At 70.2% G+C, this 18405-nt stretch carries 17 protein-coding genes; 10 read left to right on the plus strand and 7 right to left on the minus strand.

Features of this window, described 5'->3' with window-relative positions; all coding sequences use genetic code 11:
- Positions 1-116 precede the first annotated feature (116 nt).
- From BM360_RS18510 to BM360_RS18520, 3 genes are all read left to right on the plus strand, one after another.
- A complete protein-coding gene (locus tag BM360_RS18510) occupies positions 117-3485 on the plus strand; it encodes a VPS10 domain-containing protein (protein WP_093317110.1) in 3369 nt (1122 codons plus the stop codon).
- 68 nt (positions 3486-3553) lie between these two features.
- Positions 3554-5584: a TonB-dependent receptor gene (locus BM360_RS18515; protein WP_093317112.1), complete on the plus strand. Its 2031-nt coding sequence runs from the start codon at positions 3554-3556 to the stop codon at positions 5582-5584.
- Between the two features lie 5 nt (positions 5585-5589).
- Positions 5590-6114, plus strand: coding sequence for a PepSY-associated TM helix domain-containing protein (locus tag BM360_RS18520; RefSeq protein ID WP_093317114.1), 525 nt, complete (start codon positions 5590-5592; stop codon positions 6112-6114).
- Positions 6115-6212: 98 nt separating this feature from the next.
- Here BM360_RS18520 and BM360_RS18525 read toward each other — a convergent pair whose 3' ends face one another.
- Positions 6213-7643 (minus strand): hypothetical protein, encoded by a 1431-nt coding sequence (locus BM360_RS18525; RefSeq protein WP_131819303.1) that lies wholly within the window; start codon positions 7641-7643, stop codon positions 6213-6215.
- Between the two features lie 44 nt (positions 7644-7687).
- Between BM360_RS18525 and BM360_RS18530 the strand changes: the two genes are divergently transcribed.
- A complete protein-coding gene (locus BM360_RS18530) occupies positions 7688-8104 on the plus strand; it encodes a MerR family DNA-binding protein (RefSeq protein ID WP_093317120.1) in 417 nt (138 codons plus the stop codon).
- A gap of 10 nt (positions 8105-8114) precedes the next feature.
- Here the strand turns inward: BM360_RS18530 and BM360_RS18535 are convergent, their stop codons facing one another.
- Both BM360_RS18535 and BM360_RS18540 read right to left on the minus strand, forming a co-directional pair.
- Positions 8115-8429: a hypothetical protein gene (locus BM360_RS18535; protein ID WP_131819304.1), complete on the minus strand. Its 315-nt coding sequence runs from the start codon at positions 8427-8429 to the stop codon at positions 8115-8117.
- Positions 8430-8481: 52 nt separating this feature from the next.
- The gene (locus BM360_RS18540) at positions 8482-9300 is read right to left on the minus strand and encodes a ferredoxin--NADP reductase (RefSeq protein WP_093317125.1); all 819 of its coding nucleotides are present in this window, start codon (positions 9298-9300) and stop codon (positions 8482-8484) included.
- A gap of 333 nt (positions 9301-9633) precedes the next feature.
- Between BM360_RS18540 and BM360_RS18545 the strand changes: the two genes are divergently transcribed.
- Positions 9634-10287, plus strand: a complete 654-nt coding sequence (locus tag BM360_RS18545) for a Crp/Fnr family transcriptional regulator (RefSeq protein ID WP_093317127.1) — start codon at positions 9634-9636, stop codon at positions 10285-10287.
- Here BM360_RS18545 and mobA read toward each other — a convergent pair.
- A complete protein-coding gene (gene mobA, locus BM360_RS18550) occupies positions 10284-10811 on the minus strand; it encodes a molybdenum cofactor guanylyltransferase (protein WP_093317130.1) in 528 nt (175 codons plus the stop codon). The two genes, BM360_RS18545 and mobA, sit on opposite strands and share 4 nt — an antisense overlap.
- A complete protein-coding gene (gene fdhD / locus BM360_RS18555; RefSeq protein WP_093317463.1) occupies positions 10808-11578 on the minus strand; it encodes a formate dehydrogenase accessory sulfurtransferase FdhD in 771 nt (256 codons plus the stop codon). Before fdhD ends, mobA begins: the two co-directional genes overlap by 4 nt.
- A gap of 67 nt (positions 11579-11645) precedes the next feature.
- Here fdhD and BM360_RS18560 point away from each other — a divergent pair, with 67 nt between their 5' ends.
- The 3 genes from BM360_RS18560 to BM360_RS18570 are packed head-to-tail and all read left to right on the plus strand — an operon-like array spanning position 11646 to position 14838.
- The gene (locus tag BM360_RS18560) at positions 11646-11987 is read left to right on the plus strand and encodes a hypothetical protein (protein WP_207544646.1); all 342 of its coding nucleotides are present in this window, start codon (positions 11646-11648) and stop codon (positions 11985-11987) included.
- The gene (locus tag BM360_RS18565) at positions 11984-14041 is read left to right on the plus strand and encodes an NAD(+) synthase (RefSeq protein ID WP_093317132.1); all 2058 of its coding nucleotides are present in this window, start codon (positions 11984-11986) and stop codon (positions 14039-14041) included. The genes BM360_RS18560 and BM360_RS18565 overlap by 4 nt, the downstream gene beginning before the upstream one ends.
- Positions 14038-14838, plus strand: coding sequence for an EcsC family protein (locus tag BM360_RS18570; RefSeq protein ID WP_093317135.1), 801 nt, complete (start codon positions 14038-14040; stop codon positions 14836-14838). The genes BM360_RS18565 and BM360_RS18570 overlap by 4 nt, the downstream gene beginning before the upstream one ends.
- A gap of 162 nt (positions 14839-15000) precedes the next feature.
- Here the strand turns inward: BM360_RS18570 and BM360_RS18575 are convergent, their stop codons facing one another.
- Together BM360_RS18575 and BM360_RS18580 are read right to left on the minus strand one after the other, a co-directional pair.
- Positions 15001-15231, minus strand: coding sequence for a hypothetical protein (locus BM360_RS18575; protein ID WP_093317137.1), 231 nt, complete (start codon positions 15229-15231; stop codon positions 15001-15003).
- Entirely contained in the window at positions 15231-15410 is a 180-nt protein-coding gene (locus BM360_RS18580; RefSeq protein WP_131819305.1) for a hypothetical protein, read from the minus strand. The genes BM360_RS18575 and BM360_RS18580 overlap by 1 nt, the downstream gene beginning before the upstream one ends.
- 118 nt (positions 15411-15528) lie before the next feature.
- Here BM360_RS18580 and BM360_RS18585 point away from each other — a divergent pair, with 118 nt between their 5' ends.
- A complete protein-coding gene (locus tag BM360_RS18585; RefSeq protein WP_093317142.1) occupies positions 15529-16296 on the plus strand; it encodes an ImuA family protein in 768 nt (255 codons plus the stop codon).
- A complete protein-coding gene (locus BM360_RS19980) occupies positions 16217-18400 on the plus strand; it encodes a Y-family DNA polymerase (RefSeq protein WP_242653568.1) in 2184 nt (727 codons plus the stop codon). Before BM360_RS18585 ends, BM360_RS19980 begins: the two co-directional genes overlap by 80 nt.
- The last annotated feature ends 5 nt before the right edge of the window (positions 18401-18405 follow it).

Consider the following 18405-nt stretch of genomic DNA (forward strand, 5'->3'; position numbering starts at 1 on the left):
ATCGGCCGGTCGATTTGGCAGGACATGCCAGTCACCTGCATGTAGCTTCCCTTTCGGGGGCGGGGCGGGAAGCCAAGCGAACAGCTCGTGCCGCCAGCGTCCAAAGGGGGACAGACATGCCACGTGCATTTGCCGTCGCGTTGATCGCGACCAGCCTGCTGACCGCACCGGCCATCGCCGCTGCCGCAACGCCGACCCGTACCGCCGCACCTGCGGCATCGCCCTTCGCGGGCATGCAATATCGCCTGATCGGCCCGTTCCGCGGCGGCCGTGTCAGCGCGGTCGCCGGTGTCGTGCAGGAACCGGATACCTATTACATGGGCGCAGCCGGCGGCGGCGTCTGGCGCACCAACGATGGCGGCAACAGCTGGAAGCCGCTGTGGGACAAGTTCCCCGAGGCATCGCCCTCGATCGGCGGGATGGCGGTGGCGCCGTCCGACCCGAAGACGATCTACGTCGGCACGGGTGAGGGCAACATCCGCGGCAATGTCATCATGGGCAACGGCCTCTACAAGTCGACCGACGAGGGCAAGACTTGGAGCTATGCCGGCCTGCGCGACACGCAGGTGATCGGCAAGGTGGTGGTGCACCCCACCGATCCGAACACCGTGTTCGCCGCGGCGCTGGGCCATGCCTTCGGCGACAATCCCGAACGCGGCGTGTTCCGCACGCGCGACGGCGGCAAGACGTGGCAGAAGGTGCTGTTCGTCGACAACAAGACCGGCGCGATCGACGTCGCCATGGATCCGAGCAACCCCAACGTGCTGTGGGCCGGCATGTGGCAGGCGCATCGCAAGCCGTGGATCCTGGAGAGCGGCGGCCCGGGCAGCGGCCTCTACAAGTCCACCGACGGCGGCAATACCTGGCAGAAGCAGACGGGCAACGGCCTGCCCGCCGGCATCCTCGGCAAGATCGGCGTGGCGCCGACCTCCAACCCGCAGCGCATCTACGCGCTGATCGAGGCGCAGGAGGGCGGCCTTTATCGCACCGACGATGGCGGCGCAAACTGGCAGCGGATCAGCGATCGCGGCGATTTCCGCCAGCGCGCCTGGTATTATTCGCACGTCATCGCGGATCCGAAGGATCCCGATAAGGTCTACGTGCTGAACACCGGCGCCTACAAGTCGACCGACGCCGGCAAGACGTTCAAGACGATGCCGACCTTCCACGGCGACAATCACGCGCTGTGGATCAACCCCAACGACACCGATCGCATGGTGGAGGGCAATGACGGCGCGGCCAACGTGTCGGTCAATGGCGGCGAGACGTGGACGACGGGCGCCAATCAGGCGACCTCGCAATTCTACCACATCTCGGTCGACAAGCAGGTGCCCTACCGCATCTACGGCGCGCAGCAGGACAACACGACCGTCTCGATCGCCAGCGGCAACGTGCGCGGGCCGATCGGGCAGGAGAGCTTCTGGGCGGCCGGCGGCGGCGAGAGCGGCTATGTGATCGCGGACCCGAAGAACCCGGACGTGACCATCGCCAACAGCTATGGCAACCAGGTCACCCGCTACGATCACAAGACGGGCCAGCTCTACGCCATCGGGCCGTTCCCGCGCGAGGCGATGGGCTGGGCGGCGAAGGATCTCGAGCATCGCCCGCAGTGGACGGAGCCGTTGCTCTATTCGCCGCACAATCCGAACGTGCTCTACAACGCCACCGAAGTGCTGTGGAAGACCACGGACGAGGGCAAGAGCTGGACGCAGATCTCGCCAGATCTGACGCGCAACGACAAGTCCAAGCAGGTCGCCTCCGGCGGTCCGCTGACGAAGGACAATACCGGCGTCGAATATTACAACACGATCTTCTCGGTGAACGAGTCGCCGGTGCAGAAGGATCTGATCTGGGTCGGCACCGATGACGGCCTGATCCACATCACGCGCGACGGCGGCGCCAACTGGCAGAACGTCACGCCGAAGGGCATGCCGGAATGGGCGACCGTCAACATGGTCGAGCCCGATCCGCGCAAGGCCGGCACCATGTATGCGGTCGCCGATCGTCACCGGCTGGACGACTTCACGCCCTACGGCTTCCGCACCGACGATTATGGCAAGACGTGGACGCCGATCACCGCCGGCCTGCCTGCCGACGCCTATCTGCACGTCATCCGCGCCGATCCGGCGCGGCCGGGCCTGCTTTATGCCGGCACGGAGAACGGTGTGTTCGTCTCGTTCGACAGCGGCAAGGCATGGCAGCCCTTCCAGATGGCGCTGCCGCGCAGCCCGGTGCACGACTTGGCGGTCGCCGGGGCCGGCGATCTCGCCGTGGCCACGCATGGACGCTCCTTCTGGGTGCTCGATGATCTGAGCGCGGTGCGGCAATGGTCGCCCGAGGTGGCGCGCAAGAGCTTCCACCTGTTCGCGCCGCGCGACACGACCCGCATCCTCTATGCGGGCCGCGGCAATTCGATGGGCGGGCCGACCGCGGCCAACCCGCCGCAGGGCGTGATCATCTATTACAACCTGAAGGAAGGTCAGGCGGAGCCGAAGGCCGAGCCCAAGCCTGGGCCGATGGGCGCGCAGGCCGGCAAGGACAAGTCCGAGCAGGCGCCGTCCGCTGGCACGGTGCAGACCGCCTCTGCGGCAAAGCCGGAGGAGAAGGATAACGGCCTCAAGCTCGAGATCCTCGATGCCTCCGACCGGGTGATCCGCACCTATCCCTCGCCCAATCCGCCGGCCGGTGGCGACGACGAGGAAGAGGACGGCCCACGCAACCGCAAGCCGGCGAAGCTCACCCGCAATGCGGGCGTCAACCGCTTCGTCTGGGATTTCCGCGAGGAAGCCGCCGTCACCGTGCCGAAGGCGGCGGTCTGGCATGCGATGAACGGCGGCGCCACCGTCGTGCCCGGCACCTACAAGGTCCGCCTGACGGTGGACGGCAAGAGCGAGACGCAGACCGTCCGGATCCTGCCCAACCCGAACCTGCAGACCACGCAGGCCGAGTTGCAGCAGCAATATGATCTGGTCGCCGCGATCAATCGCGAGCTGCGGCTCGTCAATGATGCGGTGCTGGAACTGCGCGCGCTGCACACGCAGGTCGCGGCAGCAAAGGCTGCGGCGGCAGGCAAGGCGAATGCGGCGCAGATCGTCGCGGCGGCCGATGCGGTGGAGGCCAAGGCCGGCGCGGTCGAGGCTGTGCTGATCCAGGTGAAGAATATCTCCTCGCAGGATCCGCTCAATCATCCGGTGCGGCTCAACAACATGCTCGCCTCGCTCGCCACCACGGTGGCGCAGGGCGACACGGCGCCCGCCAAGCAGCATCATGAGGAATATGCCAAGCTGAAGCAGGTGGCGGATCAGCAGCTCGGCACCTGGGGGCAGATCAAGTCCCAGGATGTCGCCGCGCTGAACGCGATGCTGCAACAGCAGCAGCTGAAGCCTGTGACGCTGGTCGCCGCCAATCAGCTGGCGGCGGACCGCGCCGAGCAGCTCGCCTCGATGAAGATCGAGGACGAGGAAGTCGGCAGCGGCACCGAATAAGCTGATCCTTCCCGGGCGGTCGCCTTACGGCCGCCCGGACCTTCTTTTCTGATTTCGGAGCGACGCGGATGCGCCTGCTTAATCGCGTGCGGCTGATCCGCGTGCTCATGCTGCCGCTCGGCACCGTCTCGGTGCCGCTCGCCGCGCAGGCGGTCGATAGCTCGGGCGAAGCCACGACGGCGAGCCTGCGCACGCAGCAGGCCTTGCCGGGCGATCCCACCGCACCGATCACCGTTTATGGCCGCAGCGGCCCCGGCCTCCCGCCGGATGAGACGCGCCACGCGCTTGACCCCCGCCAGATCGACCTGATCGCGGCGGGCAGCGCGGACGAGATCGTCCGTCGCCTCCCCTCCGTCCACGTGCCGGTCAACTCGCGCGGCGAGGCGATCGCCTTCGTCCGCTCCGCTGCCGAGCGGCAAGTGGCAATCTTCTACGACGGCGCGGCGATCAACGTGCCGTGGGACAATCGGCTGGATCTGAGCCTGCTGCCCGCCGCCCTGATCGGCTCGGCCCGCACCGCCGCCGCGCCGCTCGCGCCGCTCTACGGCGTCAATGCGCTGGGCGCCGTCAGCTTCTCGCCGCGCGCGCCAGACGGCATCGCTGCGCGCGCGCTGGTCGGCAGCGGGCGTGCCCGCGAGGCGCAGGGCATCGCGCCGCTCCTCACCGGCACCACCCGGCTCGACATCGGCGGCAGCTATGCCGATCGCCGCGGCGAACCGCTGTCCGACGATGCCGCTTTGCCCTTTTCGCAGATCGGTGACGACCGCCGCACCAACACTGACCGCGAGCTGGCCAGCGTCTTCGCCCGGCTCGGCAGCGAAGCGGGCGGCCATCGCCTGTCGCTCACCGCCTTCCACGTCTGGGGCGAAAAGGGCATCGCGCCCGAGAGCGACCGCCCGTCGGGCGCCCGCTTCTGGCGCTATCCCGACATCCAGCACACGCTAATCTCCGCCAATGGCGGGCTGGCACTCGGCGATGCGACCGCGCTCGATCTAGTCGGCTGGGTGCAGCGCTTCCGCCAGACGATCGACAGCTATACCGACGTCACCTACGACCGCCGGGACACGCGCGAGGTGGATCACGATCTCACCTTCGGCACCCGCGCGCTGCTGACGCAGCAGCTGGGCGGCGCGCGACTGACGGGCTCCATCAACCTGCTCGACTCGGTCCACAAGCAGCAGGACATCACCTTCACCGCGGGGCGCCCGCCCGCGGCGCTGCCCGGCTTCATTCGCTATCACCAGCGAAACCTCAGCGTGGGAGCGGATCTCGACTTGCCGCTCGGCGGTGGCCTCACCGCTCAGCTCGGCGCGGGCTACGACAAGGTCGATTATCTCGACACGGGCGACAAGCCCGCCATCGCCGACGCCGATGGCTGGACCGGCCGCGTCGGCCTTGCCTGGGATGTCGGGAGCGGCGTCCGCCTGCGCGGTGCCGCCGGCCGCAAGATCCGCGCGCCAACCATGCGCGAACTGTTCGGCCAGGCGCTCAATCGCTTCCTCATCAACCCCGATTTGAAGCCGGAGCGCATCATCAGCGCCGAGGCGGGCGCGGAATGGCGCGGCGATGCAGGCGGGCTGTTCCTCGTCGGCTTCATCCAGGATCTGGACGGCACGATCGATCAGCGCAACGTCGGCCGCCTGCGCCAGCGGATCAACCTTGCAGGCTCCAAGGTGCATGGGGTCGAGGCAGGCGGCGACTGGCGGGTGGCGCCGGAAATCTCCATCGGCGGCAGCGCCACGCTCAGCCGCGTCCGCCGCAAGGAGAACCCTGCCGGTCAGATCAACCGGCTGGCGGAAAAGCCGTCGGCGCTCGCCCGCGCCTATGTCGACTATGCGGGGCAGAGCGGCTTCGGCGCGCTGGCCGAGGTGCAGCATATCGGCCGGGCTTATTCGGCCGACGTGAACGGCGTGCTGGTGCCGCTGCCGCGCTCCACCGCGCTCAACCTGCGCGCCAGCCAGCGCATCGCCGCAGGCGCTACCCGCTTCGAGCTGTTCGCCCGCGTCGACAATGTGACCGACACGGACATCGTGCCGCAGTTGGGGCTGCCCGCGCCCGGCCGGGCCTTCCGCATCGGCCTGTCGGTCGGCGCGCCCTGACGGCCATGTCTGCCGCCCGCACGCTCCGCAAGGTCCATTATTGGGCGTCGCTATTCCTGCTGGTCAGCGTGTTCACCATCGCGATCAGCGGCTGCCTGCTCGCGCTCAAGAAGGACTTCGCCACGCTCCAGCCGCCGACCCGTGACGGTTCGGCTCAAGGCCTGTCCGATCGACCGATCGACTCGATCCTCGCTTCCGTCACCCGCGTGCCGGGGCATGAGCGCACGCGCTGGCAGGACATCGACCGGATCGACATCCGCCCCAAGGACGGCATCGCCAAGGTGATCCTGAACTCACGCACCGAGGTGCAGGTCGACATCTTCACCGGCGAGGCGGTGGAAACCGGCTATCGCACGTCGGACCTGCTGGAGACGATCCACGATTTCAGCGTGCTGGGCGGCTGGGCGAAATATGTCCTGTCGTTCGGGTCGGGGCTCGCTTTGCTCGTCATGGGCGGCACCGGCGTCTATCTTTTCGTCCTGCCCTTCCTCGTCCGCCGGGCGAAAAGGGCGAAGGGCGGCCGGCTCTAGAGCGGTTCGATCCGGTTGCACCGGATCGCCGCTCGAGTCCTTTGTTTGTTTTCCGCGGGTTCCGAGCCGGCAGGTGATCCACCTGCCTCGAAACCGCTCTAGCGGATGCGCCGGTCGCCGAAGCTGGCGCGCAGATAGACGAGGAAGCTCTTGATCCCGTCGCGCCCGTAAGCCGGCTCGAGCGCGGAGGCATAGCCATAGGCGCTTGCCAGCCCGCCCACCGCCAGGCGCAGGTCGCTCGTCACCGGCAATTCGTACTGATAGCCGAGCGACAGCTTGTTTACCGTGAACACGTCGTGGTGCAGCGGCTCGTCCTCGCCGAACAGCTCGCTCTCCTCCACCCGCTCGGCGCGGGCATAAACGGTGTGCCGGTCCGCCCAGCGAACCGCCGTTTCCGCCAGCCAGCCATTGTAGGACCCGCCCGGGCGGATGTCCTTCAGGCTCCACGCCACCGTTGTCGCCCAATTGGCGCCGGGGCCAAGCGGGCGGTTCCACGTCGCGGACAGCGTGGTGCGCTGTTCGTCCTCGTCCGGGTGCAACTGCTCGGGCGACTCGATGTGCCCGGTCGACGCCTGGAGCGACAGGTTGGCGGTCGGGTTCCAGAAGGCACGGACGGACCAGCTGTCCAGCCGCGGCATCTCGAAATCCCAGCGCTTCTCGTCCGGCTCGCGCCCCTTGAACGCGCTCGCCTCCACCTTCCAGAGGTTGGTGGAAAAGCCCGCCGTTACCACACCCCACGTGATGTGCGTGCTGTCGAACCAGTGATGGCCGATCGGCGCCTCGGGATTATCGAGGCCGGAGATGCGGTGCATGAAGGCGGGCGGCCCCAGCGCCGGCTCGCCCGGCAGGCCGGCATACAGGTAGGCCGCGCGGCCGCCGCCCAGGTCGTGCGAATAGCTGGCGGCCAGCTCCATGACGAAATCGTGCGGGTGCTGGCGGTCGACCAGCTTGGTGACGCCGTCCGCCGTCTCGCCGGTGGCGAACAGATTGGGATAGCCGCGCCGCCCCATTAAGGGATCGAGCGACAGCATCGCGCGCAAGCCCAACCGGCCATGCTCGCCGACCGCCCGGCTGCCCATCACCATCGCCATCGACGGCACGAACGTCTTGGCTGCGCCGCGCCGCCCGCCCTGATCGGTATAGGCCAGCGTGGCATTGGCCTGCGCCATGCCCGACCAGCCGCCGCTGTGAAACATGGTCGCGTACATGGGCGAGCTTTCCGGCTGCCACGACGTGCCCGATGCCTCGCGGTTCATCGCATAAGGGCCGAGCAGAGCGGGCATGGTGTGGCCGCCCATGTCGTGACCGGCCATGGCGTGCCCCGCCATGTCGTGCCCTGCCATGTCGTGCGCCGTCATGCCCTGCCCCGGCGCTGCGTCGCCCGCGGTCGCGGCTGCTGCAGCCGGCGGCATTGCGTGCCCCTCATGGCCGGTCTGCGCCAGCGCCGCACCGCCCTGTACGGCGCAGGCCAGCGCGAGCGCGATCCGGCGCGTGGGGATGGCAAGAGCGGAGGCGGGCTTGCTGTGCATCAGGCGGCGATCCATAGCCTCCGTACCATGGTCCGGAGTCAAGCATGGCAGAGATGACGATCGCCCGCCTCGCCCGCGCCGGCGCGGTCGGCGTGGAGACGGTGCGTTACTATCAGCGCCGTGGCCTCATGCCGCAGCCGGCGCGGCCGGCGGGCGACGGCACCAGCGGCGGCGTGCGGCGCTACGACGGCGAGGATGTCCGTCGCCTCCGCTTCATCCGCTCGGCGCAGGCAGCAGGCTTCACGCTGGACGAGGTGGGCGAGCTGCTCCAGCTCGACGCAGTCGACGATCGCGCCCGTGCCCGCGCGCTCGCCCGCAACCGCGTGGCGGAGCTGGACCGCCGCATCGCCGAACTCAGCGCCGCGCGCGCCGCGCTCGCCCGGCTGGCCGATGCGTGCGGCAAGGGGGAAGGGGGCGCCTGCCCGATCCTGTCCGCCTTCGACGGATCGAACGAGACCTAGCCCGACGAGGTCAGCCGCCTGCCCGGCAGGCGGTCGGCGCAGCCGTGCCGTGGGCGAGCATGCCGCCGGCCGGGCCGTCCGCCCGCCAGCGCCAGCCGCCGCCGGTCCAGCCGCCGCCCGCCGTGGGTGTCAGCTCGACCGTCTCGCTGCCGACCGTCAGCACCGCCGATCCGTCACCGCCGTAGAGGATCTCCACCGCGCGTCCGTCCGAACAAAGGTAGCGCGCGCTGCGGGCCTCCGCCGCGGCGCCGGGCGACGCGGCCGGCCGCGGCGTGGTGGTGCAGGCGGCGGCCGCGAGCAGGCACGGAAGGATCAGGGGGCGCATGGCCTCTGAGCGGCCGGCGCGCGCGAGAGTTCCCCCGCGCACCGGCCGCAAGTCAGCCGACGAAGGCGCGCTCGATCACATAATCGCCGGGCGACGCGTTCGAGCCTTCGGTGAAGCCCATGCCGTCCAGCCTCTCCGCCAGCGTCTTGATCATCGCGGTGCTGCCGCACAGCATCACCCGGTCCTGCTCGGGATCGAGCTTCGCCGGGCCGGTCAGCGCGGGGCCGAACAGCGTGCCGCTGTCGATCAGCGCATCGATCCGGCCCATGCGCGGAAATTCCTCGCGCGTGCAGGTCGGCAGATAGTCGAACTGCGCCTTGGCCTGATCCTCGACCAGCGGATCGCCCGCCAGCTGGCTTTCCAGCATCTCGCGATAGGCGAAATCGGACACGCGGCGCACCGAATGGACCAGCACCACGCGGTCGAACAGCTCGTAGACGTCCGGGTCGCGCACCAGGCTGAGAAAGGGCGCAAGACCGGTACCGGTGGAGAAGAGGAACAGCCTCTTGCCGGGCTTCAGCGCATCGGTGACGAGCGTGCCGGTGGGCTTGCGGCCGAGGAACAGCTGGTCGCCCGGCTGGATAAGCTGCAGCTTGGAGGTGAGCGGGCCGTCCGGCACCTTGATGGAGAAGATCTCGATCTCCTCGGCCCAGGACGGGCTGGCGATCGAATAAGCGCGCAGCAGCGGCTTGCCATTGTCGCCCGGCAGACCGAGCATCACGAACTCGCCCGAGCGGAAGCGGAAGCTGGCGGGGCGCGTGATGGTGAAGCTGAACAGATGCTCGTTCCAGTGACGGACGGACAGCACCGTCTCGACCGTCAGCGCGGCGGTGGGCGCCAGCGTCTGTCCGGCGGCGACGGGGTCACTCATGCTCAATCTCCTCGGTCGTCAGGCCCTTGGTGCCGGGCTCTTAGACCGGCGCGGGCAATGCTGCAGCGCGGCGACATATGGCCCCGCACAGCGCGCTCGCCATATCGATGCTGGCGATTTCGACAACCATCGTCCGTCTTTTCCGGCTGATAGCGGCCGACTACGTCAGAAATGGCCGCTTCGGGAACTAATCTTCCGCTTGGCCGTCATTCCGCTTCCGCAATGCGCGCTTAACTATCCGGGATAGCCCACATTTCCGACCTCCCCTCGCCGATCGTCCGCCTCGCTGCCTTCAGCCGCCTGAAGGCCGAGGAGACGAGCCTGCTGGAATCCATGGCCGGCAAACCGCTGCTGCTGGAGCGCGGCGAGGTGCTCCAGACGGAGGGCGAGGCCGATACGATCCCGCACCTCCTCATCGACGGATGGGTCGCCAGCCATGTCACTTTGCACGATGGCGCGCGCCAGATGATCAAGGCGCATCTGCCCGGCGACATGATGGGTTTGCCGAGCCTCGCCTACAAGAATGCGGTGGATACGCTCACCGCGCTCACCCCCGCGCGGGTGGTTCCCGTGCCGCGGGAGGCGATCGGCGCGATGTTCGCCAAGCAACCGCGCTTGGCGGCGTTGCTGTTCGTCGTCTCGCAGGAGGAGCGGGGCATGCTGATCGATCGGATGGCGGTGATGGGCCGGGCGGATACGGCCCGGCGCGTGGCCGCGCTGATCGTGCAGTTGCACGAACGGCTGCGGCGCAACGATCCCTCGGTCGGCCTCACCTTTGCGACCCCGATCACGCAAAGCCACGTCGCCGACATGATCGGCGCAACCCTGGTCCATGTTAGCCGGGTGCTGCTGCAGTTGCGCGCCAGCAATCTGGTGCGCTGGATGCGCGGCTCGATCGCGATCCTCGATCTCGAGGGGCTGCGTCGCTTCGCCGGGCTGCCCCAGCGTGAGTTGGATCGCCAGCCTGCCTGGCTGCCCGCCGCCTAAGCCTCCCCCGTCAGCCGGGCGAGATCCTCCGGCGTGTTGACGTTGGGCAATTCGATCGTGACCGGCCGTGCCCCCGCCACCGCCACCCAGCCTCGCAGCGATCGCCGCGGATCGCGCGCGATATGCGCGTCAAGCACGGCACTGAGCGCCGCCGGCCAACGCCCGACCACCGGCTGACCCTCGACATAAGCCGCCCCCGCCTCGCCCAGGCGGAGAACCAGATCGGGCGGCACCCGCGCCACGTCGCATGGCAGGCTGACCACTGCGTCGAAACCGTGGCCGGCGGCATGGTGCAGCGCCGCCGCCAGCCCGCCGAGCGGCCCCAGCCCCGGCCCCGGCCGGTCGGGCAGGCCGATCCCGCCCGGCCAGTCGCGCCCGCACACCACCATTGCATCCACCTGTGCGTCGAGTGCCGCCAGCGCATGCGCGATCAGCGGCCGTCCGCCCAGCAGCGCCAGCGCCTTGTCCTGCCCGAACCGGCGCGAGGCCCCGCCCGCCAGCACCGCACCGAGAATGCGCGTCACGATTCGAGCACCGCATCGGCACGCGCCAGCGTCACCAGCCGCAGGCCCGCTTCACGCGCCCGCGCCAGCGCCAGCCCGGTCGCGGCGGAAACCGTGACGAGCAGCGGGCAGCCCGCCAGCGCCGCCTTCTCGACCAGCTCGAACGAGCAGCGCGACGACAGGAGGGCAAAGCCGCCATCCCAGCCGAGCCCACCCGCGGCCATCGCGCCGATCAGCTTGTCCAGCGCATTGTGCCGCCCGACATCCTCGCGCACCAGCCGGATCGCTCCATCGGCGCCGCACAGGGCCGCGGCATGGACGGCGCCGGTCGCCTGGGCCAAGGGCTGGTGATCGCGCAACGCCGCCAGCGCGGCGAACAAGGCCGCGTCGCCGGCCTGCGAGACGGCGGCAATGCGCGGCAAGGGGCGCAGCGCCTGATCGAGCGACTCCACGCCGCACAGCCCGCACCCGCTTTCCGTCGCGCGGTGGCGCACGCGGTCGAGCAGCCGGTCGCGCCGGCCAACAGGCAGGCTCGCGCGCAGCACGATGCCGCGCGCCGTCTCGTGCGCCTCGGCGGGCACCGGCTCGTCCATCCCGTCCACCAGCCGCTCGGCGATGGCGAAGCCGCGCGCCAGATCGGGCAGGTCCGAAGGCGTGGCCATCAGCACGGCATAGCCGATCCCGTCATATTCGATCGCGACGGGTACTTCGGCGGCAACCGGGCGCTCGATCTTGGTGCGCTCCCCCGATGCGGCGATCCGGGTGAAACAGGCGGGCACATGGTCCATCGCACCGTCATAGGCACCCAAAGCGGCAACGGCACGTTCTTCCGCAAAATGGCGACAGGAGCATGCCTTGGCCGACACGTTCACCCCCACCGTCAAGATGGCCGCCGCCGCGAAGAAGGGCCTGAAGCTGCGTGAGGCATTCAATCGCGGCGGCACCGATGTCGGCGTGAACCGCGCCAACCAGCTTGCCGCGCGCGAGCCGCTGGGCGCGGACGACGTGAAGTCGATGCACAGCTATTTCGCCCGTCACGCCGTCGACAAGGACACGCACACGCACGAGTGGGGGAACGACAAGGATCCGTCCGCCGGCTACATCGCCTGGCTGCTGTGGGGCGGCGATGCGGGCAAGACCTGGGCCGATTCCAAGCACAAGGCGCTCGAGAAGAGTAAGGAGAAGAACGGGAAATGAGCGAGACGCGCAGCTTCGGGGCGATCCACAATCACGGCCTCGTCCGCGTCGCCGCGGCGACGCCGCTGGTCGCCACCGCCGATCCGGCGAAGAATGCCGCCGCGGCGATCGAACTCGCCGCTCAAGGCGATGCGGACGGCGTCGACGTGATCGTCTATCCCGAGCTCAACCTCTCGGCTTATGCCAATGACGATCTGCACCTGCAGGATGCGCTGCTGGATGCGGTGGAGCAGGCGGTGGCGGCGGTGCGCGATGCCAGCCGCGATCTGTCGCCGCTCCTGCTGCTCGGCGCGCCGCTCCGCCGCAACGGGCGGCTGCACAACACGGCGATCGCGATCAGCCGCGGCCGCATCCTCGGCGTCCAGCCCAAGACCTACCTGCCCAATTACCGCGAATATTATGAGAAACGCTGGTTCGCGTCCGGCGCGGGGCATGAGGGCGAGGACATAATCGTCGCGGGCGACACCGTGCCGTTCGGCACCGACCTGCTGTTCGCCGCCAGCGACCTGCCCGATCTCGTCGTCGGCATCGACATCTGCGAGGATTACTGGGCGCCGATCCCGCCCTCCTCCTATGCCGCACTCGCCGGCGCGACGCTGATCGCCAACCTGTCCGCCTCCAACGTCACCGTCGGCAAGTCGGCGGAACGCTCGCTCCTCTCCTCCGCCCAGTCGGCGCGCGCCATCTGCGCCTATGTCTATTCGGCGGCGGGCACGGGCGAGAGCACGACCGATCTCAGCTGGGACGGCCAGGGCACGATCCACGAATTGGGTGAGCTGCTCGCCCAGTCGTCGCGCTTCTCGGAGGAGCCGGTGCTGTTGATGGCGGACGTCGATCTCCAGCGCGTGCGGCTGGAGCGGATGCGGACGCCGACGTTCAACGACAATGCGGTGGTCGCGAATAACCCTGAGCGCCGTTATCGCCGCATCGCCTTTGATCACCGGCCGCACCGCCGCGACGTCGGGCTGAAGCGCGCGCAACGCCGCTTCCCCTATGTGCCGACCAATGCCGAACGGCTGGATCAGGACTGCTACGAGGCGTTCAACATCCAGGTCCACGGCCTCGTCCGCCGCTTCCGCTCGACCGGGGGCAGCAAGATGGTGATCGGCGTGTCGGGCGGGCTCGATTCCACGCACGCGCTGATCGTCGCGGCCAAGGCATGCGACCGGCTCGGCATCCCGCGCACCTCGATCCTCGGCTACACGATGCCGGGCTTCGCGACCGGCGACGCGACCAAGAGCAATGCGTGGAAGCTGATGCGCGCGCTCGGCATCACCGGCGCTGAGATCGACATCCGCCCCGCCGCCAACCAGATGCTCGCCGACATGGGCCACCCCGTCGCGCGCGGCGAGAAGGTCTATGACGTCACCTTCGAGAATGTGCAGGCGGGCCTGCGCACCGATTATCTGTTCCGCCTCGCCAATCAAAATGGCGGCTTCGTCATCGGCACGGGTGACCTCTCCGAGCTGGCGCTCGGCTGGTGTACCTATGGCGTCGGCGACCAGATGAGCCATTATGCGGTCAATGCGGGCGTGCCGAAGACGCTGATCCAGTATCTGATCCGCTGGACGGTCACCTCCGGCCAGTTCGACGCGGCGACGGGCGAGCTGCTCACCGACATTCTCGGCACCGAAATCTCGCCCGAGCTGGTGCCCGCGGACGAGCATGGCCAGATGCAATCGACCGAGGACAAGATCGGCCCCTACGAGCTCCACGATTTCTTCCTGTTCCACATCCTCCGCTTCGGCCTGCCGCCGTCCAAGGTGGCGTTCCTCGCCTGGCATGCGTGGAAGGATGCGGAGGCCGGGCGCTGGCCGGCGGGCTTCCCCGATGACGGGCGCCACGCCTACGACATCGCCACCATCGTGAAGTGGCTGCGCGCCTTCCTTGACCGCTTCTTCCGCACCGCGCAGTTCAAGCGCTCCGCCATCCCCAACGGGCCGAAGGTTTCCGCCGGCGGCTCGCTATCCCCGCGTGGGGACTGGCGCGCCCCGTCCGATTCGACCGCGACGGCGTGGCTGGACGAGCTGGACCGCAACGGCCCGCAGCTATGAGCGGAGCGGATTCGGGCAATGCCTGCGCGGGCCTGCCCGGCGAGGTTCTGGCCGAACTCCGCGCCATCGCCGCGCTGCACGAGGGCGCGCGCGGGCCGCTGATGCGGCTGGTGGCGCAGGCATCGGGCGCAGCCGGGTCAGTGATCGAGCGACTGCCCGAGAGCTGGCGCGGCACGATCGAGACGGCGAGTGCCGCCGCGCTCGAACAGGCGTGGCGCCTCGCCGCGGTCAGCCAGCCGCAGGCGGACGGCGCCGGCTGGCTACACCGCGCCCGCGCCTGGGCGGCGGGCGAGCAGTGGCATCGCGTCACCGCTGCCGTGTCGGGTGCGCTCGGTGGCGCGGGCGGCATCGCCACGACCCTGGTCGATCTGCCGGTGACGACCACGCTCATCCTCCGCTCGATCCAGGAGATTGCGCGCGAGCATGGCGAGGATCCGGCCGATCCTGCGGTGCGCAGCGCCTGCATCGCCGTGTTCGGGCTCGGCGGGCCGCTCCGCGACGATGACGATGCGGACACCGGCCTGTGGGCGGCGCGCCTCGCGCTCGGCGGCAAGGTGGGCGCGCAAGCGGTCGCGGCGGTGCTGCCGCGCTTCGGCGTGATGGTCAGCGAGAAGCTGCTGGCGCAGGCGACACCGCTGATCGGCGCGGCCATCGGGGCGGCGATCAACCCGCTGTTCACCGCTTACTATCAGGCGATGGCACACGTCCATTTCCGCCTGCGCGCGCTGGAGCGGACGCATGATCCGGAAGCGCTGAGTGCCTGTTTCGAGCGGATCGTGCGGAGCAGAGCGACTTAGGTCATTCTTCCGACATGCCGGACTTGTTCCGGCATCCACCGCGCGGCGCAGCCAGCGGCCGATCAACCTGGCGGAGGCGTGGACCCCGGAACAAGTCCGGGGTGACGAAGGAAGTGCAAGTGCGGCCCGGCAGCGACAAGCCGCTCTTGCACTGGAACCTGCCTAGCGCGCGCCGTCCGGCGCCGCGGTGCCCGAAACCTCCTCGATCTCGATCGGCCCGGCCGTGCCCTGGATGGTGCGACGGACATGCTCGACATGGCCGCTATCCTCGGCTGCCTGCGGCTCGGCATTGCCGCGGCTGCTCTCGCTGCCGCGCGTGGGGTGGTTGACGCCAGCGCCGTCCTGCTTGCGCGCCTTTTCGGGCTCGGCGGTGCCTTGCGGGGATTCAGCCATTACCGGCCTCCATCATTGTTGAGCTTGTTGTCCTCGTTGCCGTCGAAATCTTCCGGCGCGCCGTCGCCGCCGGCCCCGGCACCGCTGCCCGTCACCGGGCCGCTGCCCTCGGCCGGCGCGGGCTTGCCGCGGTTGGCGGCGCCCTTGTCCCAGCTCTCGTCCATCGTGCCCTTGGCCATGGCGCTCTCCATCTGACTGTGGAGAACCAACGGCTTGGCGAGGGCGAGCGTTCCGGCGCGGCTTGACTCGAGGCCGCGCAAACCGGAACATAAGAAGAACAAGTGAGTCGAGTCCCTTATGCCTAGCCCATCCGCCGCCCGCTCCGAAAGGCTTGCCGCCATCCGTGCGGAGGTTCGCGCGATCGAACGCGTCGGCACGCTGGCGGAGGTGCCGGCGCTGCCGTTCGGCCTGCCCGAGATCGATGGCCGGATGGCCGATGGCGGCATCGCCGCGGGCGCGCTGCACGAGGCGGCGGGGGCGGAGGATCATCTGGCGGACGAGGCGGCGGCCACCCTGTTCCTGGCCGGCATCGCCGCGCGCTTCGACGGCACCGTGCTGTGGGCGCTCGCCCGGCGCGATCTGTTCGCCCCCGCGCTCCAGCAGGCGGGCCTGCCGCCCGAACGCGTTCTCTATGCCGAGGCGCGCACCGATGCCGACGTGCTGGCGGTGATGGAGGAGGGGCTCCGCCACGGGAGCCTGGGCGCGGTGATCGGCGAGGTGACGCGCGCCGGCCTCACCGCCAGCCGCCGGCTTCAGCTTGCCGCGGAGGAGAAGGGCGTGCCCGCCCTGCTGCTCCGCCGCCGCCGCCGCAGCCAGCCCGAGCCCTTCGTCGAACCTTCCGCCGCTGCCACCCGCTGGACGCTCGCCCCCGCGCCCTCGCCGCCGCTCGCCGCCGGCGTGCCCGGCCTCGGCCGCGCGCACTGGCACCTCCGCCTCGTCCGCCAGCGCGGCGGCGACCCCTTCGATCTGACCGTGGAGGCCAATGATGGCGCGGGTCGCCTCGCTCTACCTGCCGTTCCTCGCCACCGAGCGAATCGTGCGCGCCGAACGGCGGCAGCGGCCTGAGATCGCGCCCGCCCCGGCTCTGGCAGCGGACGGCGATGCCGTCACCGGCTGGCGCCCCGGCGCGCGCTGGGCGCGGACCGACCCTGCGGCCCCGCTGACGCGGCAGGAGGATGTGGCACGCGTCGAGGCGGAGATCGCCGCCTTGCCGCTCCACCAGCGCCCGCAGATGCGCGAGCTCGGCCGCCGCAGCGAAGCCGCGCCGATGCCGTTCCGCGCCATGCCGCCGGATGAGGGGGTGCCTTCGCGCGCCAATCCCCCGTTCGTGGAGCCCCGTCCCCGCCATCGCCCGTCCGATCCGCCGCTCCAGCCGGACAGCGGCGCCGCGTTGCGCCATGCCTTTGCCGACACGACCAAGCTCAGGCGCTCCGGCTCGAACAGCTGCGATGCGGGCGAGGCCAAGGGCCTGCCGCTCCGCCAGATGGTGCGCGAATTCCCGACCATGCCCGAGCGCGGGCGCTGGGATCGCGACGCGGGCAGCACGCGCCGCACCCCCTCCAGCAAATCCACGCTGGAATTGTGCGGCTACGATCTGGAAGGCGCCTTCTGGCAGAGCCCGCACGCCATTGCCGGCGAGGTGCGCCACCGCTGGGACGATCCCGCGCGCTTCGCCGGGCCTGACCGGCCGCCGCCGCGCCCCGCTGCCGCGCCCGCGCCTTCACCCGCCCCCGCCGGCCCCGCCCCGCTCGTCACCCGCATCCGTGACGGCGCGCGGCTGACCATCGCCGCCGCCTGCCCTGCCGCGCAGGCGCTTGGCCTGGCTGCCGGCCAGCCGCTCGCCAGCGCGCGCGCGCTGGTGCCGGGGCTCGACGTGCGCGACGCCGATCCGGCGGGCGACATGGCCTTTCTCCACCGCCTCGCCGTCCATGCCGTGCGCCACTGGACCCCGCTCGCCGCGGTCAGCGATCCCACGGGCCTCTGGATCGAGGCGAGTGCCGCGCACCTGATGGGCGGCGAGGCGGCCTTTGCCACGCGCATCCTGCGCACGCTCCGCCGTCACGGCCATGACGCGCGCATCGCCATTGCCGACACGCCCGGCGCGGCGCATGCGCTCGCCCGCCACGGCGGCGCCGCGATCACGCTCTGCCCGCCGGGTGCGCAGGCCGAGGCGCTCGCCCCGCTGCCCATCACCGCGCTGCGGCTGGACGAGGCGGCCGAGGCGCGGCTGCGGCGGCTGGGCGTGACGCAGGTCGGCGCGCTCGCCGCCATCCCGTCCGCCCCGCTCGTCCGCCGCTTCGGCCGCCTGACCGCGGACCGGATCGCGCAGGCGCTGGGCGCACGCGGCGAGCCGATCGAGGGCGTGCTGCCGCCCGAGACGCCCCTGGCGTCGTGCCGCTTCCTCGAACCGATCCTCACCGCCGAGGCCATCGCCACCGCGCTGGCCAAGCTCGCCGGCGAGCTGTGCGACCTGCTCACCGCGCGCGGCCTGGGTGCGCGCCGCATCGCCATGCTGTGCCGCCGCGTCGACGGGCGAGACGAGGTGGCGACGATCGGCACCGCGCGCGGCACGCGCGATCCGGCGCACCTCCGCCGCCTCATGGAGGCGCGGATCGAGACGATCGATCCCGGCTTCGGCATCGAGGCGATGCGGCTGGTGGCGCCCCGCTGCGACCGGCTCGATCCTTATGCGATCGGCGGGCTGGAGCCGGCGCCGCCCGATCTCGCCGCCTTGGTCGACATGCTGGTGACGCGGCTCGGCCCCGGCCGGCTCTACCGCGCGACGGGCCGCGAGAGCGACGTGCCCGAGCGCGGTGCCCGCCGCGCCGGCCCGCTCGCCCGCCCCGCCCCGCTGCCTGCCTCATGGCCGCGGCCGCTGCTGCTCCTCACCCGGCCCGAACCCCTGACGCAGGTCATCGCCGAATTGCCCGATCAGCCGCCCGTCCGCTTCGGCTGGCGGGGGCAGCTGCACCGCGTCGTCCACGCCGACGGACCCGAGCGCATCCACGGCGAATGGTGGCGCTCGACCGCGGAGGCCGATGCGGTGCGCGACTATTTCGCCGTGGAGGACGAGGTTGGCCGCCGCTTCTGGCTGTTCCGCCGCGGCGACGGCACCGACCTGCGCACCGGCGACATGAGCTGGCACCTCCACGGCCTGTTCGGCCAGTAGCGGAT

Source organism: Sphingomonas jatrophae, from assembly GCF_900113315.1.
GTDB lineage: Bacteria > Pseudomonadota > Alphaproteobacteria > Sphingomonadales > Sphingomonadaceae > Sphingomonas_P > Sphingomonas_P jatrophae.

What these genes read in the sequence shown, in the direction of transcription:
- BM360_RS18515 (WP_093317112.1), top strand. Translation starts at nt 3,554, where the DNA reads ATGCGCCTGCTTAATCGCGTGCGGCTGATCCGCGTGCTCATGCTGCCG.
- BM360_RS18545 (WP_093317127.1), top strand. Translation starts at nt 9,634, where the DNA reads ATGGCCGGCAAACCGCTGCTGCTGGAGCGCGGCGAGGTGCTCCAGACG.
- fdhD (WP_093317463.1), bottom strand. Translation starts at nt 11,578, where the DNA reads ATGGACCATGTGCCCGCCTGTTTCACCCGGATCGCCGCATCGGGGGAG.
- BM360_RS18540 (WP_093317125.1), bottom strand. Translation starts at nt 9,300, where the DNA reads ATGAGTGACCCCGTCGCCGCCGGACAGACGCTGGCGCCCACCGCCGCG.
- BM360_RS19980 (WP_242653568.1), top strand. Translation starts at nt 16,217, where the DNA reads ATGGCGCGGGTCGCCTCGCTCTACCTGCCGTTCCTCGCCACCGAGCGA.
- BM360_RS18530 (WP_093317120.1), top strand. Translation starts at nt 7,688, where the DNA reads ATGGCAGAGATGACGATCGCCCGCCTCGCCCGCGCCGGCGCGGTCGGC.
- BM360_RS18535 (WP_131819304.1), bottom strand. Translation starts at nt 8,429, where the DNA reads ATGCGCCCCCTGATCCTTCCGTGCCTGCTCGCGGCCGCCGCCTGCACC.
- BM360_RS18570 (WP_093317135.1), top strand. Translation starts at nt 14,038, where the DNA reads ATGAGCGGAGCGGATTCGGGCAATGCCTGCGCGGGCCTGCCCGGCGAG.
- BM360_RS18520 (WP_093317114.1), top strand. Translation starts at nt 5,590, where the DNA reads ATGTCTGCCGCCCGCACGCTCCGCAAGGTCCATTATTGGGCGTCGCTA.
- BM360_RS18565 (WP_093317132.1), top strand. Translation starts at nt 11,984, where the DNA reads ATGAGCGAGACGCGCAGCTTCGGGGCGATCCACAATCACGGCCTCGTC.
- BM360_RS18510 (WP_093317110.1), top strand. Translation starts at nt 117, where the DNA reads ATGCCACGTGCATTTGCCGTCGCGTTGATCGCGACCAGCCTGCTGACC.
- BM360_RS18580 (WP_131819305.1), bottom strand. Translation starts at nt 15,410, where the DNA reads ATGGCCAAGGGCACGATGGACGAGAGCTGGGACAAGGGCGCCGCCAAC.
- BM360_RS18575 (WP_093317137.1), bottom strand. Translation starts at nt 15,231, where the DNA reads ATGGCTGAATCCCCGCAAGGCACCGCCGAGCCCGAAAAGGCGCGCAAG.
- BM360_RS18585 (WP_093317142.1), top strand. Translation starts at nt 15,529, where the DNA reads ATGCCTAGCCCATCCGCCGCCCGCTCCGAAAGGCTTGCCGCCATCCGT.
- BM360_RS18525 (WP_131819303.1), bottom strand. Translation starts at nt 7,643, where the DNA reads ATGCACAGCAAGCCCGCCTCCGCTCTTGCCATCCCCACGCGCCGGATC.